The 20097-nt window shown below is 60.1% G+C and carries 17 protein-coding genes; 12 read left to right on the forward strand and 5 right to left on the reverse strand.

What is annotated here, in order from left to right:
* Positions 1-75 precede the first annotated feature (75 nt).
* On the reverse strand, positions 76-3168 hold the full coding sequence (locus tag J4E00_RS29795) for a hypothetical protein (RefSeq protein WP_208174235.1): 3093 nt from the start codon (positions 3166-3168) through the stop codon (positions 76-78).
* A 172-nt stretch (positions 3169-3340) separates the two neighbouring features.
* Between J4E00_RS29795 and J4E00_RS06150 the strand changes: the two genes are divergently transcribed.
* The 9 genes from J4E00_RS06150 (at position 3341) to J4E00_RS06190 (ending at position 11501) form a co-directional block, all read left to right on the forward strand.
* Entirely contained in the window at positions 3341-3574 is a 234-nt protein-coding gene (locus J4E00_RS06150) for an AtpZ/AtpI family protein (protein WP_208174236.1), read from the forward strand.
* A gap of 136 nt (positions 3575-3710) precedes the next feature.
* Positions 3711-4115: a hypothetical protein gene (locus J4E00_RS06155; protein ID WP_208174237.1), complete on the forward strand. Its 405-nt coding sequence runs from the start codon at positions 3711-3713 to the stop codon at positions 4113-4115.
* 39 nt (positions 4116-4154) lie between these two features.
* Positions 4155-5216: a F0F1 ATP synthase subunit A gene (gene atpB / locus J4E00_RS06160; RefSeq protein ID WP_208174238.1), complete on the forward strand. Its 1062-nt coding sequence runs from the start codon at positions 4155-4157 to the stop codon at positions 5214-5216.
* Between the two features lie 126 nt (positions 5217-5342).
* Complete coding sequence (gene atpE, locus J4E00_RS06165; RefSeq protein ID WP_208174239.1) at positions 5343-5615, forward strand: ATP synthase F0 subunit C; 273 nt, start codon at positions 5343-5345, stop codon at positions 5613-5615.
* 153 nt (positions 5616-5768) lie between these two features.
* Entirely contained in the window at positions 5769-6266 is a 498-nt protein-coding gene (locus J4E00_RS06170; RefSeq protein WP_208174240.1) for a F0F1 ATP synthase subunit B, read from the forward strand.
* A gap of 96 nt (positions 6267-6362) precedes the next feature.
* The gene (atpH, locus tag J4E00_RS06175; RefSeq protein WP_208174241.1) at positions 6363-6923 is read left to right on the forward strand and encodes an ATP synthase F1 subunit delta; all 561 of its coding nucleotides are present in this window, start codon (positions 6363-6365) and stop codon (positions 6921-6923) included.
* A gap of 117 nt (positions 6924-7040) precedes the next feature.
* Positions 7041-8624, forward strand: a complete 1584-nt coding sequence (gene atpA, locus J4E00_RS06180) for a F0F1 ATP synthase subunit alpha (RefSeq protein WP_208174242.1) — start codon at positions 7041-7043, stop codon at positions 8622-8624.
* Positions 8625-8710: 86 nt separating this feature from the next.
* A complete protein-coding gene (gene atpG, locus J4E00_RS06185; protein ID WP_208174243.1) occupies positions 8711-9595 on the forward strand; it encodes an ATP synthase F1 subunit gamma in 885 nt (294 codons plus the stop codon).
* 193 nt (positions 9596-9788) lie between these two features.
* Positions 9789-11501 carry an FG-GAP-like repeat-containing protein gene (locus tag J4E00_RS06190; protein ID WP_208174244.1) on the forward strand — a complete coding sequence of 571 codons (1713 nt, stop codon included), beginning with the start codon at positions 9789-9791 and terminating at the stop codon, positions 11499-11501.
* Positions 11502-11753: 252 nt separating this feature from the next.
* Here J4E00_RS06190 and J4E00_RS06195 read toward each other — a convergent pair whose 3' ends face one another.
* The gene (locus J4E00_RS06195; protein WP_208174245.1) at positions 11754-12116 is read right to left on the reverse strand and encodes a winged helix-turn-helix transcriptional regulator; all 363 of its coding nucleotides are present in this window, start codon (positions 12114-12116) and stop codon (positions 11754-11756) included.
* A 166-nt stretch (positions 12117-12282) separates the two neighbouring features.
* Here J4E00_RS06195 and J4E00_RS06200 point away from each other — a divergent pair, with 166 nt between their 5' ends.
* A complete protein-coding gene (locus tag J4E00_RS06200; protein WP_208174246.1) occupies positions 12283-13221 on the forward strand; it encodes an alpha/beta hydrolase in 939 nt (312 codons plus the stop codon).
* A 304-nt stretch (positions 13222-13525) separates the two neighbouring features.
* Positions 13526-15625, forward strand: a complete 2100-nt coding sequence (locus J4E00_RS06205; RefSeq protein ID WP_208174247.1) for a T9SS type A sorting domain-containing protein — start codon at positions 13526-13528, stop codon at positions 15623-15625.
* A 176-nt stretch (positions 15626-15801) separates the two neighbouring features.
* Here the strand turns inward: J4E00_RS06205 and J4E00_RS06210 are convergent, their stop codons facing one another.
* From J4E00_RS06210 to J4E00_RS06220, 3 genes are all read right to left on the reverse strand, one after another.
* A complete protein-coding gene (locus tag J4E00_RS06210) occupies positions 15802-16311 on the reverse strand; it encodes a DinB family protein (RefSeq protein ID WP_208174248.1) in 510 nt (169 codons plus the stop codon).
* Between the two features lie 94 nt (positions 16312-16405).
* Entirely contained in the window at positions 16406-17365 is a 960-nt protein-coding gene (locus J4E00_RS06215) for a helix-turn-helix transcriptional regulator (protein ID WP_208174249.1), read from the reverse strand.
* A 153-nt stretch (positions 17366-17518) separates the two neighbouring features.
* The gene (locus J4E00_RS06220) at positions 17519-18235 is read right to left on the reverse strand and encodes an HAD family hydrolase (protein WP_208174250.1); all 717 of its coding nucleotides are present in this window, start codon (positions 18233-18235) and stop codon (positions 17519-17521) included.
* 114 nt (positions 18236-18349) lie between these two features.
* Here J4E00_RS06220 and pafA point away from each other — a divergent pair, with 114 nt between their 5' ends.
* Complete coding sequence (gene pafA / locus J4E00_RS06225) at positions 18350-20056, forward strand: alkaline phosphatase PafA (protein ID WP_208174251.1); 1707 nt, start codon at positions 18350-18352, stop codon at positions 20054-20056.
* Positions 20057-20097: the final 41 nt, after the last annotated feature.

The raw sequence follows: 20097 nt of genomic DNA on the forward strand, positions 1-20097 counted from the left end.
TGGACGGAGGCTTTATACGGTTTGGACGCATTGGTCACCCATCTCATGGCATGGTCAACAGCGGCCAGCGCCCACTTATTTGTATACGCGCTGGTAAAAGCTCTGATAACCCGTCAAGTCACCGCTGCTTTGCAGCAGCGTCAGGTTCTCCAGGCTGATGACAAGTGTCTGGTAGCCGGCGCCGCGCAGGCGTGCCAGCGGCGACTGCGGGCCGCGCAGCTTGGTGGCGTAGCTCTGAGCTACCTTGGCCCCTGGCAATGCCCGCACCACAAACAAATCCTGCTCGGCACCCAGGGAGGGCGTTTCAATTTGCAGGTTATTGGCTTTGAAGAAGCGGTTGTTGTAAGTAGTCAGCTGCGGACCCAGGCCGGTAGCGGCCGGGGAAGACTTCGGAAACACTAGCACTACCGCGTGGGCACCACTCAACTGCGTGGTATAGGCCGTGGTGGGAGCCGATGAAGCGGTGCTGGCACCAATGGTAGGGGCTGGGCTACCGCCAGGAGCCGGAGCCGGAGCCGGAGTAACGGGCACAGTAGCGGGAGCAGCTGGAGCGGGGGTATTGGTGGGAACTGGTGCGCCAACAGGCGCTTTGGTGTTGGGGTTACCCTTGCCCGCTGGTACCGGAGTAGCAGGAGCCATCTCAGCCGAGCTGGCGGGAGCCAGCATCGTAGCAGGGCTTTTCATTGGTACCAACTTATCCGGCTCCGGCGCGGCGGGAGTCGGGGCGGCCGGCTGCGGTCCCAGTGCTTTGGCAGGGCTTTCATCTTCGCGGAAGAAAATGCGCATTCGGTTGTCAACTTCACCGGGCCGGAACACGGAGACTACCGGCTTTTCCGTGGAAGCCAAGGCTCCGGCAATCTGGCCAGTATTCTGCTTCTTATAGGTTTCGGCCAGTGCCTGGGCTTGCGGCACCAGCGGGCTGTCGGGGTAGTCTTTGTAGAACTTCTCCACCGAAGAGCGCGCCGTGAGCGGCGGCTGGGTCCGGATAACCAGCAGCGTCTTCAGGTAAGCCACCCGGTCGTTGAGGTCGCTTTTGGGATACTGCTTCTCAGTACGGGCCAATACCGCCGTCGCTTTGCGAAACTGTTGGTCCTTGTAATAAGTGAAAGCCGAATCGACGCGGCTGGCTACGGCATTGTGCAGGGCCAGCTCGTGCTCGCGGTACAGTGGGTCGGCAATGAGCTTGGCATAAATCGACTGGGGAAACTCACGCTGCAAAGCCGCCGCATACAGTGCCATCTTGGTGGCATCGGGTTTGTCTTTGTAATAGATATAGAGCAGGTAGTAGGCGTCGGGAGCGTGTTCGCCTCGCACGTAGCGGGTCACCTGCTTTTCGTACGTCTCGAAGCCTTTCTCCCGCTCCTTCAGCTGCTCCTTATAAATGCCGCCCAACTCATACAGCGCTGCTTCCACCTGTTTATCGGACGCAGCTAGTTGGGCAGGTGTAGTGGGAATGTCCTTCCGGTACTGAGCTACGAGGGCGTTTCTCGCGGCATCCGGGTTAGCAGCAGCGGCCGTCTTCACCGAGTCGGTCTGGCCGCCATTCACGCGGGTGCCGTCGTTGCCGGTCAGCGCAAGCGGTGCCCCGCCATTAGCAGTGGTGTTGGGTGAGCTGCTGGCTTGGCGACTGGTTCGCCAGTTGTCCTGCAACTGCCGGTCGCCCCACTTGCGAATGAACTCCGCCCGCGCCGTACCCAATGAGGTCGGATTATCGAAATACCACTGCCCGCCCGAAGCCAAAGCTGTGGGGTCAAAGGCCATCGGGTCGGGGGCGGGGGCGCCGCTGGGAAGGTTGCTGCCTAGGTTGCTGCTGCTGGACGTAGTACGGGCGGCAAACTCGGCCGCCTTTTCCTGTTCCTTCTGCTTGGCGGCCAGCTTTGCGGCTGCCACGGCCTTGGTTGCAATCTCCGCATCAGCATACGTGCTAAGCTGTTGCGTTAGCGCATCAGGCGCGAGGCGGGCCAGGGCTTGCAGGCTGTCCTGCGTTTCAACGATGGTGTACTGCTTAGCAAACTCTTGGAGAATGTCGCTCCGCTCTTTAATGGCGGCGTAGGTCTTGGCTTCCTTAGCCAGGTTCTGCACCGTACTGTCGTAATAGGCAGCGGCGAGGCGGTACTTCTGCAGGTTCTCGTAGTAGATGCGCCCCGCCAGCAGATAGGTATAGCTTTTCTGGGTCCGGTTAGTTGTCGTGGCCTTGATGGACTTTTGCAGCAGCTTTAGCGCCTCGGGGTAATTCTTTTCGCGGTAGTTCAGCCGCGCCATCTCGTAGTAAATCTTGTCGCGGTAGTCTTTGTTTTTCAGGTCTTTCAGCAAGCCAGCAAAGTTCTTGTTCAGCCGCTCCCGGTCTTTCGGGCTCAGCTCCGAGACCTGGGCCATCATCAGCTTGGACTGAAAGTCCAGCTCATACGGCGGGTTACGGGCCAAAATCTGGTCGAGCTGCTGGTAGGCCTTCTTGTTCTCGCCGGCATCCTGGTACAGCTGCGCCAGGATGTAGCGGGTGCGCGACCGTTCGTTCTTGAACTCAATCAGCGGAATGGCTTTCTCTAGCTGTGGGATGGCCTTCGCTGGCTCATCGGTTCGGATGTAGTAGTCGGCCCGCGTCAGGAACAGCTGGCGGGCATCTTCGGGCAGGCCTTGTTCCTTATCCAGCATGTCCGACACGGCCTTGGCGCTCTCCAATTCGCCCTGCGCCACGAAGGTGCGCATCAGGCCAATCAGGGCCTCGTGCTTGGCGTTAGCATCCTTGCTGGTCGAGTTGACATACTTAAATGTCTGAGCCGCGTCGTCGAACTGCATCTGGTAGAAGCGCGACCAGCCCACCAGCACATAGGCGTCATCCGTCCAGTCGGAGCCCGGCCGGTGCTGAATCGGCATTGATGCCTTCTTAATAATATCGTTCAGATCGGCTCGGTTGGCCTTCACGCTGGCACTGTCCAGTGTCGGGAAAAGCGGGAGCGTCTGATTGTAGTCGTTCACCCGCGCCGCATAAAGCTTGTCCTCGGTGGCGTGCAGCTTCTCGCGGGCCAGGAAGTAGGCGTTGTCCCGGGCCGCCACGTTGTTGAACGCGTGGGAAACCAGGTTTTTATCCGACGCGCAGCTGGCCACGCCTACTCCTAGTAAGAACAGGAGCAGCGCCGACCAACGGTATTTCAGCGAAGTATGTGTCAAAATCAAAGCGAAAGAAGGACGAGCCAGAGCGGCCAAAACGCGTAAAGCTCCCGGAAATGTTCGATAACTCCGCACGTTAACGAAGCCGCACGGGTAAAATTACGTTTTTCCTCGGGCAAACACAGCCCGGCCCGCGCCGTAACTTTGTCTGCCGCCTTTCCACTCCCGCCCAATGTCCATTCCACCCGACCCTCAGCCCGCCGGTACCGGCCGCATGCAGGCTGTCCTCAAGTACTCCGGCCTGGCCTTTCAGATGCTGGTCGTCATCGGTGGCAGTGCCTGGCTCGGTTACTGGCTCGATGGCCGGATGGGTACCGGCCCGTGGCTCACCATCGGGCTGTTGCTGCTCGGGGTGTTCATAGCCGTGTTCCAGGTCATTCGCAGCCTTACCAAAGAATCTTTGTAAAAGGTCACGCTCCGTCGTGTTGGGCACCGCTGAGACATCTTACGCGTGTAGCAGTAACTCAATTGGTGTAATGAGCCCCGCAAGATGCTTAGGCTCCGCTCGGCATGACGTCCTTCTTACTAACGTTACCTTTCCAATGCCCAAATTCCTGCGCCAGTTTTTCATCTTCGCCGTGGCTCTGGGCCTACCCATCTACGGGCTGCACCTGGCGTATGGCCCGGCGGTGGTGCACCCGCGTACTGGGCTCATTTTTGTGGTCATGGCCGCACTCACCTATTTTGCCTACAGCCTCACGGCGCGGCTCGTGGCCCGCGACCCGTCCAGCCTCGGCATCGGTTACCTGATAGGTATGACGGTACGTTTATTGGTTTCGTTGGCTCTTGTCACCGTCCTATTAGCTGGTGGAATTGCCAAGGAGCCGAAGGGCGTTTGGACCTTCCTCGGAGCCTTCTTCATCCTGTACTTTTCGTGGGCTGGGTTTGAAATCTGGGCTACTTTGAGTAACTTGCGGCCGATTTCAGGAAAGCAAGTCACGCAATGATAATGCGTTAGCCTGAAATTAGTCATTAATTAACTTTGGATGAAGCGTTTACTCTCGATTCTTCTTTGTTTCGTTTCCCTGTCCGTTTTCGCTAACGAACCTGCTGCCGAGGGCGAAAAGGCCGAAGGCTTCAACCCTGGCGAAATGATTTTGCACCACATCGGCGATTCGCACGAGTGGCACTGGCTAGCCACCGATAACGGCAATTTTACCACCTACCTGCCCATCATCGCCTACCGCCCTGGCAAAGGATTGTCGGTGTTCTCTTCGAAGCATATTTCGAACGGTGAATCGGAAGGTGCCGCTAAAGAATACGAAGGCCTGAAACTAGAACACGAGCACCTCGTGAGCACCGATGGCAGCAAAGTCTACGACTTTTCCATCACCAAAAACATTGCTGCTCTCCTCGGCAGTGCCGTGCTGATGCTGGTTGTGTTTACCGCCGTAGCCAGCGGCTACAAGAAGAACCACGGCCGTGCCCCCAAAGGCATCCAGTCGTTCTTCGAACCCATCATCATCTTCATCCGCGACGAAGTGGCCAAGAAAAACATCGGTCCTAAGTACGAGCGTTATATGCCATACCTGCTCACGGTGTTCTTCTTCATCTGGTTCAACAACTTGCTGGGCCTCACGCCCGGTGCGGCCAACCTCAGCGGCAACATTGCCGTGACCATGGTACTGGCTGTGATGACCCTGATTATCACGCTGGCTTCGAGCAACAAATACTACTGGGCCCACATCTTCGCCACGCCCGGCGTACCCAAGCCGCTGTTGCCCATCATGATTATTGTGGAGGTGATTGGTATTTTCACCAAGCCCTTCTCGCTCATGATTCGTCTGTTCGCCAACATCACGGCAGGCCACATCGTAGTGCTGAGCTTTATCAGCCTAGTGTTCATCTTCAAATCGTGGGCCGTAGCACCCGTGACGCTAGCTTTCGGCTTATTCATCAACGTGCTCGAACTGCTGGTAGCCTTGCTACAAGCTTTCATCTTCACCCTGCTCACCTCGATGTACATCGGTGGCGCGGTGGAGGAGCACCACGATGCCGACATGCAAATGGGCTACGACGACGGTTCGGCCTCGACCCACGCCCACTAATAACTGATTTCACTGCTAGGCGCAGTTAGCGTTTAGCACCCTGGCTGTTTCGGCCAGACCGTGGCAATCCCCCCCCCCCCGCTGCGGGACTGACGAACTTTTTCTTATCCCCTTTTTCCAATTTTTATGTTGCTCTCTTTGTTGTTGCAAGTTGCTGCTATGGCAGCTAATTACGGTCCTGGTCTGGCTGTAATGGGTGCCGGTATCGGTGCAGGTCTGGTTGCTCTGGGCGTTGGTCTGGGCATCGGCCGTATCGGCGGCAGCGCCATGGATGCTATCGGCCGTCAGCCGGAAGCTTCGGGCAAAATCCAGACGGCTATGATTATCGCCGCCGCTCTGATTGAAGGTCTGGGCCTGTTCGCAGTCGTAGTCTGCGTACTTATCTGGACCAAACTCTAAGAAGTTTTGCCGGGCTCCGAGCCCGGAAGTAGCTAGGAAGCCCGCCGCCCGCTGCTGCAATACGCAGGTGGCGCGGCGGGCTTACCTGCTCCTACTACCAGTAATTGTTGAAGCCGGGTTTTGTTAAGCCAGCTTCCCATTCTAATACTTATTATGCCAGCTTTCTTATCCCCCGAACTCGGCCTGATTTTCTGGCAACTGGTTATCTTCCTGCTGGTATTGTTCCTGCTGGCGAAGTTTGCCTGGAAGCCGATTCTGCTCGCCCTCAAAGAGCGCGAAGACAGCATCGAAGGCGCCCTGCGCATGGCCGACCAAGCCAAGATTGAAATGCAGCAGCTGAAAGCCGGCAACGAGAAGTTGCTGACCGAAGCCCGCCTTGAGCGCGACCGCATGATGCAGGAAGCCACCCAAATGGCCAACCAACACCGCGAAGCCGAAAAGGCCCGCGCTACGGCCGAAGCCAACAACATCATTCAGCAAGCCCGCGAAGCCATCCAGACGGAGAAAAACGCGGCCCTCGCCGAAGTTAAAAACACCGCCGCCAAGCTGTCGCTTGATATCGCCGAGCGCATCCTGCGCCGCGAGTTGACCGACCCTGCCGCCCAAACGCAACTGGTCGATTCTTATCTGAAAGACGTAAAACTGAATTAACGGTTAATGATTAACGGTCAGTGGTTAGTGCATATACGCTAGCCATTGTGCTGAAAAAAATAATCACTAACCATTAACCGTTAACTACTACTAAATATGGCTGACCAACGAGTAGCGGCCCGCTACGCCAAGTCGCTCCTCGACTTGGGCAAGGAGATGGGCACCCTGAGCGCAGTGAAAGACGACATGGACCTGCTGAGCAAGACCATGACCGAAAGCCGCGAGCTGCGTCTGCTGCTGCGGAACCCGATTGTGAAGCACGATAAGAAGCTGGCCATCCTGAAGGCCATCTTCGAAGGCAAGGTGTCGGACATGACGTTGCGCTTCTTCACCATCCTCACCGAGAAAAACCGTGAGGCGGCCATCGAAGGCATTGGGCCCGAGTTTCTGGCACAATACAACGCCATGCAAGGCATCCAGTCGGCGGAAGTAACGTCGGCCACGCCTCTGACGGCTGTTGCCCGCCTCGAAATTCGCAAGCTGGTGACCCAGCAGACCGGTCACGCCGAGGTGCAGCTCACCGAGAAAGTAGACCCCGAACTCATCGGTGGCTTCATACTGCGGGTAGGCGATAACCAAATTGACGATTCCGTGCGCACCAGCCTCCGCCGAATGCGCACTTCGCTGCAAGAAAATTCATATCAAAGCAAACTGTAGGGTTTTAAGTATTAAGTATCAGGTAATAAGTAGTTAGCTAACGCTACGCTTTCCTATGGATACCAACTACTTGCTACTAGCTACTTACTACTAACTACTACTTAATTCCCAATACAAATGGCAGAAGTACGTCCGGATGAAGTCTCCGCAATCCTGCGGCAGCAACTGTCCAATTTCAAGTCGGAAGCCGAGCTGGAAGAAGTCGGCACCGTGTTGCAGGTCGGCGACGGCGTGGCCCGCATCTACGGTTTGAGCAAAGCTCAGGCCGGCGAACTGATTGAATTCGAGAACGGCCTGCAAGGCCTCGTGCTCAACCTGGAAGAAGACAACGTGGGTGCGGTAATGCTGGGCGACTACTCGGAAATCCGGGAAGGCGCTACGGTGAAACGGACCAACAAAATCGCCTCTATCAAAGTAGGCGAGGGCATTGTGGGCCGCGTGGTAAACACGCTGGGCCAGCCCATCGACGGCCGCGGCCCCATTGCCGGCGAGCTGTACGAGATGCCCCTAGAGCGCAAGGCTCCCGGTGTAATCTTCCGTCAGCCGGTGACCGAGCCGATGCAAACCGGCATCAAGTCGATTGATGCCATGATTCCGATTGGTCGGGGTCAGCGCGAACTGATTATCGGTGACCGCCAGACCGGCAAGTCGGCTGTGGCCATCGATACCATCATCAACCAGCGCGAGTTCTTTGAAGCCGGCCAGCCGGTATTCTGCATCTACGTAGCCGTGGGCCAGAAGGCCTCGACGGTGGCGCAGGTAGTGCAGGCCCTCACCAAAGGCGGTGCTATGGACTACACGGTAGTGGTGTCGGCTTCGGCTTCGGACCCTGCTCCTCTGCAGTTCTACGCCCCCTTCACCGGTGCTGCTATCGGCGAGTACTTCCGCGACACGGGCCGTCCGGCTCTCGTAGTGTATGATGACTTGTCGAAGCAGGCCGTGGCTTACCGCGAGGTGTCGCTGCTGCTCCGTCGTCCTCCCGGACGTGAGGCTTACCCCGGCGACGTATTCTACTTGCACAGCCGCCTATTGGAGCGTGCCGCTAAAATCAATGCCTCGGACGAAATCGCCCGCGACATGAACGACCTGCCTGACAGCATTAAGCACCTGGTGAAAGGCGGCGGCTCGCTGACCGCACTGCCCTTGATTGAGACGCAGGCTGGTGACGTATCGGCGTACATCCCGACCAACGTGATTTCGATTACGGACGGCCAGATTTTCCTTGAGACCAACCTGTTCAACTCAGGTGTTCGCCCGGCCATCAACGTGGGTATATCGGTATCGCGCGTGGGTGGTAATGCTCAGATTAAGTCGATGAAGAAAGTGGCCGGTACGCTGAAACTCGACCAGGCCCAGTTCCGCGAGCTGGAAGCCTTCGCCAAATTCGGCTCCGACCTCGACGCCTCGACCAAGCTCACCATTGAGCGCGGCCGTCGCAACCTCGAAATCCTGAAGCAGCCCCAGTACTCGCCCGTGAAGGTGGAGGACCAAGTGGCCATTATCTACGCCGCCACCAACGGCCTCCTCGACAACGTACCTGTAAACCGCGTACGCGAGTTTGAGAAGGAGTTCGGCCAGACGATGAACTCGCGCTACCCCGACGTGCTGAAGGCCCTGAAGGCCGGCAAGCTGGAGGATGCCGGCACCAAGGCCATCCGCGAGGTAGCTAAGGACGTTTCGGCGAACTACGCGGCCAAGTAAGTTGTCAGTTATGGGTTGTCAGTTGTTAGCTCTGGCTAATGATTGGCGGCCATCTGACGACAACCAATAACTGATATCAAGTTTAAATGGCAAGCTTAAAAGAAGTCCGCAACCGCATTCAGTCGGTGAGCAGCACGCAGCAGATTACCAAAGCCATGAAGATGGTGGCGGCGGCTAAGCTGCGCCGGGCCCAGGACAACATCGTGCGGATGCGGCCCTACGCCCAGCGCCTGAATGCCATCCTGAGCAACCTGACCCGCAATGCTGACGATGACATTGTGAGCGACTACGGTGTGGCTCGCGAGGTACGCAAGGTGCTGGTGATTGCCATCACTTCAGACCGCGGTTTGGCGGGTGCTTTTAACACCAACGTGTTTAAGGGCGTGAACGCAGCCATTGCTTCGCGCTACAGCAACCTGCCGGCGGCCAACATCTCGGTGATGGCCATTGGCAAGAAGGCGCACGACTACTACGGCCGCCGTGGCCAAACTGTGGGCGATTACACCCACGTCTTCGCCAAACTGTCGTTCGAGACGGTGCGGGCCGCTGCCGAGGTAGCCATGCAAGGCTTCCGCGACGGGCTGTACGACGAAGTGGTGATGGTGTACAACGAGTTCCGCAACGTGGCCACGCAGATTATCCGGACCCAGCAGCTGTTGCCGCTGGTGCAGGAAGAAGCGCCCGCCACGGCTACGCCGGAGTCAAACGTGGACTACCTGTTCGAGCCCTCGAAAGAAGAAATCGTGCAGACGCTGATTCCGCAGTCCATCAAGATTCAGCTCTATAAGGCAGTGCTAGAAAGCAACGCTTCGGAGCACGGCGCTCGTATGACGGCCATGGACAAAGCCACCGACAACGCCGGTGAGTTGCTGAAGTCGCTCAAGCTGACCTACAACCGGACGCGTCAGGCGGCCATCACGACCGAGATTCTCGAAATCGTGGGTGGTGCCGAGGCACTGGCGGCGGGCTGATAGCCAACGACGTAAAAATTGAAAGGCCCGTTTCCGAGAGGAGGCGGGCCTTCTGCTTGGATAGGGCTGTGGCGCGAACTCTGTAATCTGCGCACCTTATCAACGACTGCATGTCATTCAGCAGTTGCGCTAATTTTGTACTACGATGGCGCCTTGTGGGCATCCTGAATCACTCTTCTATCTTTTCCTTCCCGTGTTAAACTTCTCCTCTCGACTGGCCGGGGCGGCCTGCGGGCTGCTACTGTCTGGAGCCTTCGTGTCAGCCTTGGCCCAGGCGCCTACTATTACCAGCATTAGTCCGGCGGCCAATGCCCGAAATGTGCCCCGCAATGCCTCCCTGGTGGCCACGTTCAGTCAGCCGCTCACCGCCGCTTCAGCGGGGGCGCTTAAGGTATTTAGTCAGCAGCGGGGCGGGCTGCGCGGGGCAGGCACGGCAGCCGTGGCGGGTAGCACGCTCACTTTTGCCCCGTCGGCCTACGACTTCCGGCCCGGCGAAACGGTGAGCTACACCGTGACCAGTGGCGCGGCCAGTGCCGGCGGAGCACTGGCCACGCCCCGGGTGGGGCAATTTGTCGCCGCTGTGGGTGGCCCGGGCCGCGGCCTCTACGGCGGGGGCTTTGGCCTAACGCTGGGTGCGCAGCCGGCGGCCCTGGCCGTGGGCGACCTCAACGGCGACGCTGTGCCCGACATGGTGACCGCCAACCCCATTTCCAATACCGTGAGCGTGCGGCTGAGTGTGCGCTACACCGTGTATGCTGCCGAAGTAAATGTAACGGTAGGCCAAAGCCCCCGCGGCGTGGCCCTAGCCGACGTGGACGGCGACGGCGACCTCGACCTGCTGGCGGCCAACGCCCTGCCCAGCACCGTGAGCGTGCGCTTCAACAATGGCCTGGGCAGCTTCAGCGGAGTGCAGGATGTGGGCACTGATTTTGGCCCCACCGGGCTGGCCGTGGGCGACCTCGACGGCGATGGTGACCTCGACGTGCTGGCGGCGGCCAGTGGCGGTGGCAACGGCAACACTGTGAGCTGCCTGCTTAATAATGGGGTGGGCCTATTTACCGCCGCGCCGGCCCTCACAACGGGTGTGAACCCGGTGGCAATTGCCTTGGGAGACGTCGACAACGATGGCGACCTGGATGTGACGACGGCTTGCTCCGGCAGTGGTGCCGTGACCGTGCACCTCAACGACGGCCATGCGGCCTTTACCTACGCGCAGAGCACAGGCACGGGTAACAACACCTCCATCATTGCTCTGGTCGATGTTAATAGTGACGGTTTTCTTGACATGGCCATGCTCAATCCGGCCTCTGGCACGACGAGCATTGGCACGGTGGGCATTATTCTGAACAATGGTATGGGTGCTTTTCAGAACAGTGCTTCTTTTCCCATTGGCGTGTCGCCCCTGGCCATGAGCGTGGGCGACGTGGACCACGACGGCGACCCCGACCTGCTGGTAGGCGACCAGAGTGGCCGGCTGAACGTGTGGCAGAACAACGGCGCCGGCATCTTTAATTCAACGGGTATGGCCGCGATAAACAGGGCGCCCCGCGAGATGGTGATGGTCGACATGGACGGTGATAGTGACCTCGACTGCGTTATTGCTGACTTAAACCTGAGTCTTAATACCTACCTGAACGACGGTACCGGCCCGCTGGCCACCGCGCCCAGCACTGCGCTTACTGCCCTCACGGCCTACCCCAACCCTGCCACCGGCCGAGTGCATCTAAGCCTGCCGCTCGCTGCTACCCGCGCCGACCTGTGCGATGCCTTGGGTCGCACGGTGCGAACGGTGCCTGCCCAGGTTGGCACGGCCACGCTGGATGTGACGGGCCTGGCCCCCGGCCTCTACCACCTGCGGGTGCAAGCGGACTCAGAGCAGGCCAACGGGGTGCTGATGGTGGAGTAGCAGCTGCGGCCTATAAACCACTCAGCTTTGAGTCAAACGGGCCCAGATAGCCTGTGCAGCAGAAACTCTCTGAGAATCGTGGGTGGCGGTGCGGGGCATTAGCAGGGGCAGAAGGTGATTTGGTGATTAGGCAAAGGCCCGTTTCCTCCTGGAAGTGGGCCTTTGCTTGTCCTTTTGCAGAGCATTGCCTGATGCAGGAGCAGATGGGGTACTGTCACACAGAACCAATTATTTATTAAGCTGCTAATGTGGCTACAGGTACTGTTTGCCGAAAGCCACAATGCTATCCAATACCGGCAGAGCCTGCTGGCCGTTGTGGGTCAGCCAGTATTCCACGCGAGGAGGGATTTCGGGATAGGAGTGCTCATCGACTAGGCCCGCGGTGACCAGCTCCTTTAGCTCGTTGATGAGCATTTTCTCGCTGATGTCGGGTAGCATGCGCTTGAGCTCGCCGTAGCGCCGGCGGTCGTCGCGCAGGCATTGCAGGAGTAACACTTTCCACTTGCTGCCAATCAGGGTCATGGCCCGGCGCACGGGGCAGGGTGGGCCGGCCAGCGTAGGCGGCAGCCGGGACGGAGCGGGCGTAGTAGATAATTCTTGCGATGACAGGGCCATTTTTTCAAGCTGATGGTCAATGTTTCTTACCTGGGCGTAGGTAGCTGACGTCCAAGTAGGTACTTGACAAAGGTAGCTGCACATAAGACATTTGTCGCATTCTGCTGGCTGTCAAGGCACAAACTGAGGTGTTTGCGCGTGCCGCCGTCCACTACTTGTCCATTCCATGCTTCCTTTTGAAATTCCCGGCACGGTGCATTGCATGATGCTGGCCGACTCAACGGCCATGGCCGCCATGCGGGTAGCCACGGCTCCCGTAAAAGGAAAAGTCAATGGTCCGGCTGCCCGGCCGTTGTTCGATGATATTATGCAGCACACCCCAGTTGCGGAGGGCGTCACGTTTGCGGCCGATACCGTGGGCGGAGTACCCGGCTGGTGGTGCTGCCCGGCTACTAATACAATGCCGGGCAGCACCGTGCTGTACCTGCACGGCGGGGCTTACGTCCTAGGCTCGGCCCTGGCGTACCGCAACTTCGTGAGCCAGCTGGTGCTCCGCACAGGGGCCGCCTTCTTCGTGCCGGACTACCGCCTGGCCCCGGAACATCCGTTCCCAGCCGCCGTGGATGACGCTTTGGCGGCGTATCGCGGGCTGGTGGAGCTGGGCAAAACCCACATTGCTGTGGCCGGCGACTCTGCCGGCGGGGGCTTGGCCTTGGTAACGGTGGCCGAGGCCATACGTGCCGCCGGCCAGGCAGAGCCCGTGGTACCCCGAGCCACCCTCGTCTTTTCGCCTTGGACGGATGTAGCCCTGACGTCGGCCAGCATGCAGGCACAGGCTGAGGCCGACCCCGTGCTAACCCAGGAGTCGTTGGCGGCTTGTGCAGCGCTCTACCTACACGGCCACGATGCCCACGACCCACAAGCCTCGCCCGTATACGGCGACCTTGCGGGCTTGCCGCCCGTGCAGGTGCACGTGGGCGAAGCCGAAGTGCTGCTGAATGATTCGACGCGTTACGTGGTCCGGGCGCAGGCTGCGGGCAGCACAACTGACCTGCACTTCTGGGAGGGGATGCCGCATGTTTTTCCTACGAGCGTGGGCGTTTTTCAGGCCGCCGGGCTGGCGCTGGACCTGGCTGGAAGCTTCCTGGCCAAACATCTGGGGTAAATTTATTTTGCCTTCCGATAGGAGCAAGCTGTGTTGGTGGCCGATGTCGTAAGGTTGCCGTGCGGTGGTTGGAGAGATATAGTGGTTGAGCAGGCCGCATTTACTGGCGTAGTCGGTGTGCGTTTTGAGCGTGGCTACTACCCCGCCACCGGAGAAGGGCCGGAGCGTGTGAAACACGAGAACAGCTGCTAGAAGTGGACAGACAATAGCTTCCCTCTCGTTCAAATAATAGGAAAGTAATTCTCTATGACTATCCAAATATTTGTTACGAACTTTGGGTTTTTTACAGCATAACTTATTTTTAATGAACCGTTCTCGTTTCGTACTGCTGGCCTTGTTGCTCGCTCTGTTGGTGGGCATCCGTCCAGCCATGGCCCAATGTTCGACGGCCACCACCTTGGCCACGCCTTATAGCGCCGACAACACTGGCGGCGGGTGCCAATTCGATGTGGTGGCTACTACAGCCCTTACCATCACCTCGTTTGATCTCAACCTGATAACCTCCGGTAGTTTCGAAATCTATACGAAGGCTGGCAGCTACATCGGCTCCGAGAACACGGCGGCGAACTGGACGCGGGTTGCCACCGTCAACGGAGTGACGGCGCAGGGGGCGAACGTGCCTACACCTCTGCTCCTCAACCTGAGCGTACCTATTGCTGCCGGGCAAACCGTTGCTTTTTACATTTCCAGCCTGGGAGGCAATAGCCTGCGCTACAATAACAACAGCGGCCGCACCACCATTGCAACCAACGCCGACCTGAGTGTGATAGGGGGCACGGGGCGTAGCGCCGGCGATGCGTTTTTGGCCAGTGCAATTAACGACCGCAGCATCAACTGCACCGTGCGCTATTACAAAGGCACAGCTCCGGTTATTACCGGCTTCAGCCCCGGCAGCGCGGCAGTGGGCAGCAGTGTCACGGTAACGGGAGCTAATTTGGCTACCGTGTCGGCTGTGCAGGTGGGTGGGGTAGCGGGCACTGTTACGGGCACACCTACAGCATCGGGGTTCACCTTCACTGTAGGCAACACCAGTGTTTCTGGTGCCCTGAGCGTTACTACGCCCGCTGGCACGGCCACCACCCCCTGCAATTTTGGCGTGGTGCCGCAGGTGACGGGCTTGAGCCTGCCTGCCGAGCTGCCCGGCCTGCCTATTACCATCACGGGTGTGAGCTTTACAAACAGCAGTACCGTAAGCTTCGGCGGGGTACCAACCACCAGCGTTACCTACAACTCGCCCACCTCGCTCACGGCAGTGGTACCCACTGGTGCGGCCCCCGGTAGCAGCGCCGTGGTGGTTAGGACGGCCGGGGTAAGCAGTATCAGCGCACCGGCCTTCACGGTACTGGCCGTGTATGCCGGTCCTATCAGCTGCCTGGCCTCAGCTAGCTACACGGCTACGGGCAGTGGCAGCTGGCGCTACCTGCTCACCCCAGCCGGCGACGTGGTGGCTGCCTGGCAGGACACCCGTGCTGCCCTGGGCACCGTGACGGTGAGCCTGCAAGCGACCGGCAGCGCCGGGGCCGTGCGCCAGGATGGGCGCGGCCATAAGTACCTTGACCGCAACTTCCGCTTCACGGCTACCAATCCCACCTTCACGGGCAGTAGCATAAACGTGCGTTTCTATGGCCTCACCAGCGAATTTATCCGCCTCCAGGCCGCCGACCTGGCCGTGACTTATGCCAACCTGAAAGCCACACAGTACAGCGGCGCCAACGAGGACTGCGAGCTGGGCAACAACGACTTTCGCACGGGCCAATTTCGGGTGTTGAGCTTGGCCGCCAGCGCGCCCAATGGCACCAATTGGTTTGTGGCCCAGGCTGCCGTAGCCGACCACTTCTCCGAGTTTTATCTCACAGGCAGCACGGCCCCGCTGCCTGTGGAGCTGACGCAGTTCACGGCCACGGCCGCGAGCCCGGCCGCCGTGCGCCTGACTTGGACTACGGCATCGGAAAAGGATAGCAAGCGCTTTGAGGTCGAGCGTAGCCTGAACGGTCAGTCATTTAGTGCCTTGGGTACGGTGGCTGCCGCCGGCCGCAGCAGCACCCAACGCAGTTACGACTTCGTAGACGCGGAACTACCCGTGGGCGCAGCCCTGCTCTACTACCGACTCAAGCAGGTAGACGCAGACGGTACGTACGCCTACTCGCCTGTGCGTAGTGTGGCCCTAACGGGCTCGCTGGCTGGTCTGGCTTTATTTCCCAACCCGACTCACGATGAGGTCACCACGCTCACGGGCGCGGTGCCTGGCAGCAGCGCAACGGTATTCGACGCGCTGGGCCGGCAAGTGACTTCGGCCTCGGCCGATGCAGCGGGGACGGCCACGCTGGCGCTGCCGGCTGGGCTGCCAGCGGGCGTATACGTGGTGCGCACCAGTACCAAAGCTTTGCGCCTGGTAGTGGAGTAAAGAGGGGTTTGCCATCTAGTGAAAAAAGCTCCGGCCGCGTGGCTGGAGCTTTTTCCTTTTCAGCACAATGTAGTGGTGCGGCTTGTCCCGCCCAATGTTCGCACCATTTCAATGATTTCGTTCAACGATGGGCAAGCTGCGCCCCTACATTGTCTTTAGACAGTTATTGGCCTGTGCTACGCTTCATCGGCCGAAGGCCCGTAGATGGCCGGCACAGGCACGTCGAGCAGGCGCAGATAGACCATGAGCTGCGCCCGGTGGTGCACCATGTGGCTGATGAGGTGGCGCACTACCTCCCGGCGTGGCTGTGCTGTGATGACGTGCTGGCCGTTGCGCATCGTCCAGACGAGGCCAAAGGCTTCGTCATCGGCGGCGGCCAGGGCTTGCTTTGCGGCTTCGCCGCCATCGGCGAGGCGCTGGAGCACGTCGGCGGGCGTAGTGGCAGGCTGGTACACGTCCAGTTCGTTGGCCAGGTCGATTTCCTGGGTTTGCATCGTGGTGGCTAGGAAGCTCATCATATCCGCCGTGTGGGTGGCGAGCCGGCCCAGGGGCATAGACTTGGGGTGAGGCTGCCAGTCGAAGCTGGCGGCGGGCAGGCGCTCGAGCACGCGGCGGGTGAGGATGATTTCGTGCTCCAGCTCGGGCAGGAAGGTGGCGGACTGGGGTTCGACAGTGGCGGTCAGCATAGCGGATTGGGGGTTGGTTGATTGATATCCCAAAGCACGCGTGAGGTAGTGACAGCCCTATGTCAGCAGGAAATACGGCTGCTAAAATTTGTTTTCACAGCTCCGCCGAAAAGTGCTCGTAGGCGGCCTGGGCCAATTGCCGGGCGTGTTCGCGCAGTTCCGGGGGCATCACAATGTGGGCGTGGGCCCCGAAAAGCAGCAGCCAGCGGGCCAGGTATTGCAGCGAGCCAACCAGGAAGGTTACCTCCAGCCCGCCATCGGGCGTGGGCTGCTCGTGCGTGGCGCCGAAGTGCTGCTTGTTTTCGTGTACCCGCCCCACCGATTCGGGCCTGAAGCGCACCGTGGCGGCGGTGGGTTGGCGCTGCCGGGTGCGCTCCTGCCAGAACGATTGCAGGGTTTCGGGGCGCTGGGCAAACTGTTCGGCGCGCACCACCAGCTGCTCGATGCGGTCGAGCCGGAAGTCCCGAAACTCCTGGCGCAGCCGGCAGAAGGCCACTACGTGCCAGTACTGACCAAAATACACGGCAATAGGCTCCACGTCGCGTTCAGAAGCCCGGCCTTCATAGCCGGCCCGGTAGCTCAGGGCCACTACTTGCTGCCCGGCAATGGCCGCCAGCAACTGCTGGTGAACATTGGTGTGGGTCAGCAGTTCGGGGCGCCGCCGGGCCGGGTGCAGCACTGTGATGCGGGGGCTCAGGGCTTCAAGATAGTCGCGGTCGGGGCGGCGCAGCACGGCGCGCAGCTTGTCCATGGCCGCGTGGCTGAGTTGCGCGGTGTGCGCATCGGTGAGCTGGGCCACCAGCTTCTCGGCCGTGATGAGGGCCGTGGCTTCCTCGCGGGTGAACATCACGGGCGGCAGGCGGTAGCCATCGGCCAGGGAGTAGCCCACGCCGGCCTCGCCGGACAGTGGCACCCCGGCTTCTTCCAGCGTGCGCAGGTCGCGGTACACGGTGCGCAAGCTCACCCCAAATTGTTTGGCCAGGTCGGCCCCTTTCACCACCCGGCGCGACTGAAGCTGCAGAAAAATGGCCGTGATGCGGTCGAAGCGGTTCATGGGAGCGGCGGAATTCGGTGGGGCCAGGCAGCTGATGGCTCAAAACAAGGCCGCAACGTAGGGTTTTGCGGCTCGGGGTTCGCAGCGCGGGCATTGCCGGGCCAGCTGCTCAGCGAGCAGCTGCAAATATGCGCCCCTGCGCCGGGCCGACGGCTATTCCAGGTGCATGTACTTCCGCTGGGCGCGCTGCTGGTCCGGCTTGGGTATCTTGGGTTGCCCGGCCAGCAGCTCCAGTAGCCGCTCGGGCGTGAGGCCGGTGAAGTCTTTGATGACGGTGAGCGGATGCTGGAAGGACTTGGCGGGCAGCGTGGAAGCCACGGCCACGCAGCGCATACCAGCTTTGTAGGCTGCTTGCTCGCCCAGCACGGCGTCTTCGAACACAATGCACTCTTCAGGAGGGACTCCCAACTTGGCGGCCACTACCGAGAAGGTATCGGCGTGGGGTTTGCCCTTGTCCACGTCTGCCTTGCCCACCACCACATCGAAGTAGCCGCGCAGGTCCAGGTAGTCGATGATGTAGGCAATGGTTTCGGGTGGTGAGCCGGTGCCCAGGCCAATAGGAAAGCCGGCAGCGCGGGCCGCTTTCAGGAAGGTGGTGAGGCCGGGCGTTTCGCGGCGCTTGCTCCAGTACAGCGTGCGGTAGAGAAATTCACGCTGGTCGGCGTACTGCTTGAGCTGCTTCTCCGGTACGGGGTTGGTGAACACCGTTTTGAGGATGGCCGTGGTAGGCATGCCGTTGAGGCGGGCTAGGAGCTTGCGAGCGTTGGTGGTCAGGCTCAGGTCGCGGAATAGGAGCTGAAAGGCGCGCGCCTGGACCGGCGTGTTGTCGACAATCACGCCGTCCATGTCGAAGATGAGGGTCGGTTTCATAGCGAAGGATAAAGGCTCTAAAATGGGGGCACCTTGCTGGTTTGGTAACCTTGCCTACGCATGAGGGGGATGGAGCGGCGGTATCTTTGCGGGGCTTTTGCTTTTTGCTATTCTATGAAAAAAATTATCGCGCTGGCTCTCTTGTCCCTGCCCACACTAGCTGCCGGACCCGAAAAACCCCTGAAACGCCCCAAGCTGGTGGTAGGCATCGTGGTAGACCAGATGCGCTACGACTACATCTACCGCTACTGGAGCAAGTACCCGGCCGGCGGCTTCCGGCGCCTGCTGGGCGAGGGCTTCAGCTACGAGAGCTGCCACTACAACTACGTGCCCACCTACACCGGCCCCGGCCACGCCAGCGTGTACACGGGCACCACGCCGGCCGTGCACGGCATCATCGGCAACAACTGGTTTGAGCGCGAAACCGGCAAAGGCACCTACGTGACCGAAGACAAAACCGTGCAAGCCGTGGGAGGCACCGACGCTGCCGGCCAGATGTCGCCGCGCCACCTGCTGAGCACCACCATCACCGACGAGCTGCGGCTGGCCACAAACTTCCAGGCCAAAACCATTGGCGTTAGCATGAAGGACCGGGGTAGTATTCTGCCGGCCGGCCACTCGGCCACGGCGGCGTACTGGTACGATGGCACCAACGGGGGCTTTATCAGCAGTACGTTTTACCAGCCGGCCCTGCCCGATTGGGTAAGCAAGTTCAACGCGGCCGGCCATGCCGCCGGGTACCTGGCCAAGCCCTGGAATACGCTGCTGCCCATTGCCAACTACACCGAAAGCTCGCCCGACGACGTGACCTGGGAAGCCCCTTTCAAGGGCGAAACGAATCCGGTGTTTCCGCACGACCTGCCCACGCTGGCGGCTGGCGCGCCCGCCTCGGTGCAGCCGGCCCTCAAAAACTCCGGCGACACCAAGAACCCCCAGACGCCCAACCAGAACCTCGACCTCATCCGCAGCACGCCGTTTGGCAATAGCCTGACCACGGATTTTGCCCTTGAAACCCTGCGTCAGGAGCAGATGGGCCAGCGCGGCATCACCGATTTCCTGGCCGTGAGCTACAGCAGCACGGACTACGTGGGCCACCAGTTCGGCCCTAATTCCATCGAAGCCGAAGACACCTACCTGCGCCTCGACCGGGAGCTGGCGCGTCTGTTTGAGGCGCTGGACAAGCAGGTGGGCAAGGGCCAGACCCTTGTTTTCCTCACCGCCGACCATGCCGCGGCCCACGCCGTGGGCTTTGCCCAGGCGCACCGGCTGCCCAGCGGCGGCGTGGGGCCCTCCATCATGCGCGACTCGGTGCAGCGGGCCCTCACCCGGCAGTACGGCCCCGGCCAGTGGGTGCTGAGCTACGAAAACCAGCAGGTATACCTCAACCGCCAGCTGCTCCGCAAAAAAAATATTGACCTCGGCAAGGCGCAGGCCGATGTGGCCGCTGCGCTGCTCACGCTGCCCGGTGTGACGCAGGCCCTCACCGCCCTCGACCTGCAGCGCGCCCACTGGAGCGAGGGGCTGGGCATGTACCAGGAAAATGGCTTCTATGCCCCGCGCTCTGGTGACGTGCTCACCGTGCTGGCCCCTGGCTGGCTCGAAGCCTACGCCTACCCCGTGGTGAAAGGCACTACCCACGGCTCGGCCGGTGCGTATGACACGCACGTGCCGTTGCTGTTCTGGGGCTGGGGCGTGAAACACGGCGAGTCGTCGGCCGCCGTGCACATCACCGATATCGCGCCTACCATTGCGCAGTTTCTGCACATTCAGGAGCCCAGCGGCTGCTCAGGCGTGCCGCTGCACGAGGTGCTGGGCCGGTAGGCGTTGGCTTTCACGGAGCATCAAAAATCCTGTCATCCTGA

Source organism: Hymenobacter negativus (assembly GCF_017571495.1).
Lineage (GTDB): Bacteria > Bacteroidota > Bacteroidia > Cytophagales > Hymenobacteraceae > Hymenobacter > Hymenobacter negativus.

What these genes read in the sequence shown, in the direction of transcription:
- J4E00_RS06150 (WP_208174236.1), top strand. Translation starts at nt 3,341, where the DNA reads ATGTCCATTCCACCCGACCCTCAGCCCGCCGGTACCGGCCGCATGCAG.
- J4E00_RS06155 (WP_208174237.1), top strand. Translation starts at nt 3,711, where the DNA reads ATGCCCAAATTCCTGCGCCAGTTTTTCATCTTCGCCGTGGCTCTGGGC.
- atpB (WP_208174238.1), top strand. Translation starts at nt 4,155, where the DNA reads ATGAAGCGTTTACTCTCGATTCTTCTTTGTTTCGTTTCCCTGTCCGTT.
- atpE (WP_208174239.1), top strand. Translation starts at nt 5,343, where the DNA reads ATGTTGCTCTCTTTGTTGTTGCAAGTTGCTGCTATGGCAGCTAATTAC.
- J4E00_RS06170 (WP_208174240.1), top strand. Translation starts at nt 5,769, where the DNA reads ATGCCAGCTTTCTTATCCCCCGAACTCGGCCTGATTTTCTGGCAACTG.
- atpH (WP_208174241.1), top strand. Translation starts at nt 6,363, where the DNA reads ATGGCTGACCAACGAGTAGCGGCCCGCTACGCCAAGTCGCTCCTCGAC.
- atpA (WP_208174242.1), top strand. Translation starts at nt 7,041, where the DNA reads ATGGCAGAAGTACGTCCGGATGAAGTCTCCGCAATCCTGCGGCAGCAA.
- atpG (WP_208174243.1), top strand. Translation starts at nt 8,711, where the DNA reads ATGGCAAGCTTAAAAGAAGTCCGCAACCGCATTCAGTCGGTGAGCAGC.
- J4E00_RS06195 (WP_208174245.1), bottom strand. Translation starts at nt 12,116, where the DNA reads ATGGCCCTGTCATCGCAAGAATTATCTACTACGCCCGCTCCGTCCCGG.
- J4E00_RS06200 (WP_208174246.1), top strand. Translation starts at nt 12,283, where the DNA reads ATGCTTCCTTTTGAAATTCCCGGCACGGTGCATTGCATGATGCTGGCC.
- J4E00_RS06205 (WP_208174247.1), top strand. Translation starts at nt 13,526, where the DNA reads ATGAACCGTTCTCGTTTCGTACTGCTGGCCTTGTTGCTCGCTCTGTTG.
- J4E00_RS06210 (WP_208174248.1), bottom strand. Translation starts at nt 16,311, where the DNA reads ATGCTGACCGCCACTGTCGAACCCCAGTCCGCCACCTTCCTGCCCGAG.
- J4E00_RS06215 (WP_208174249.1), bottom strand. Translation starts at nt 17,365, where the DNA reads ATGAACCGCTTCGACCGCATCACGGCCATTTTTCTGCAGCTTCAGTCG.
- J4E00_RS06220 (WP_208174250.1), bottom strand. Translation starts at nt 18,235, where the DNA reads ATGAAACCGACCCTCATCTTCGACATGGACGGCGTGATTGTCGACAAC.
- pafA (WP_208174251.1), top strand. Translation starts at nt 18,350, where the DNA reads ATGAAAAAAATTATCGCGCTGGCTCTCTTGTCCCTGCCCACACTAGCT.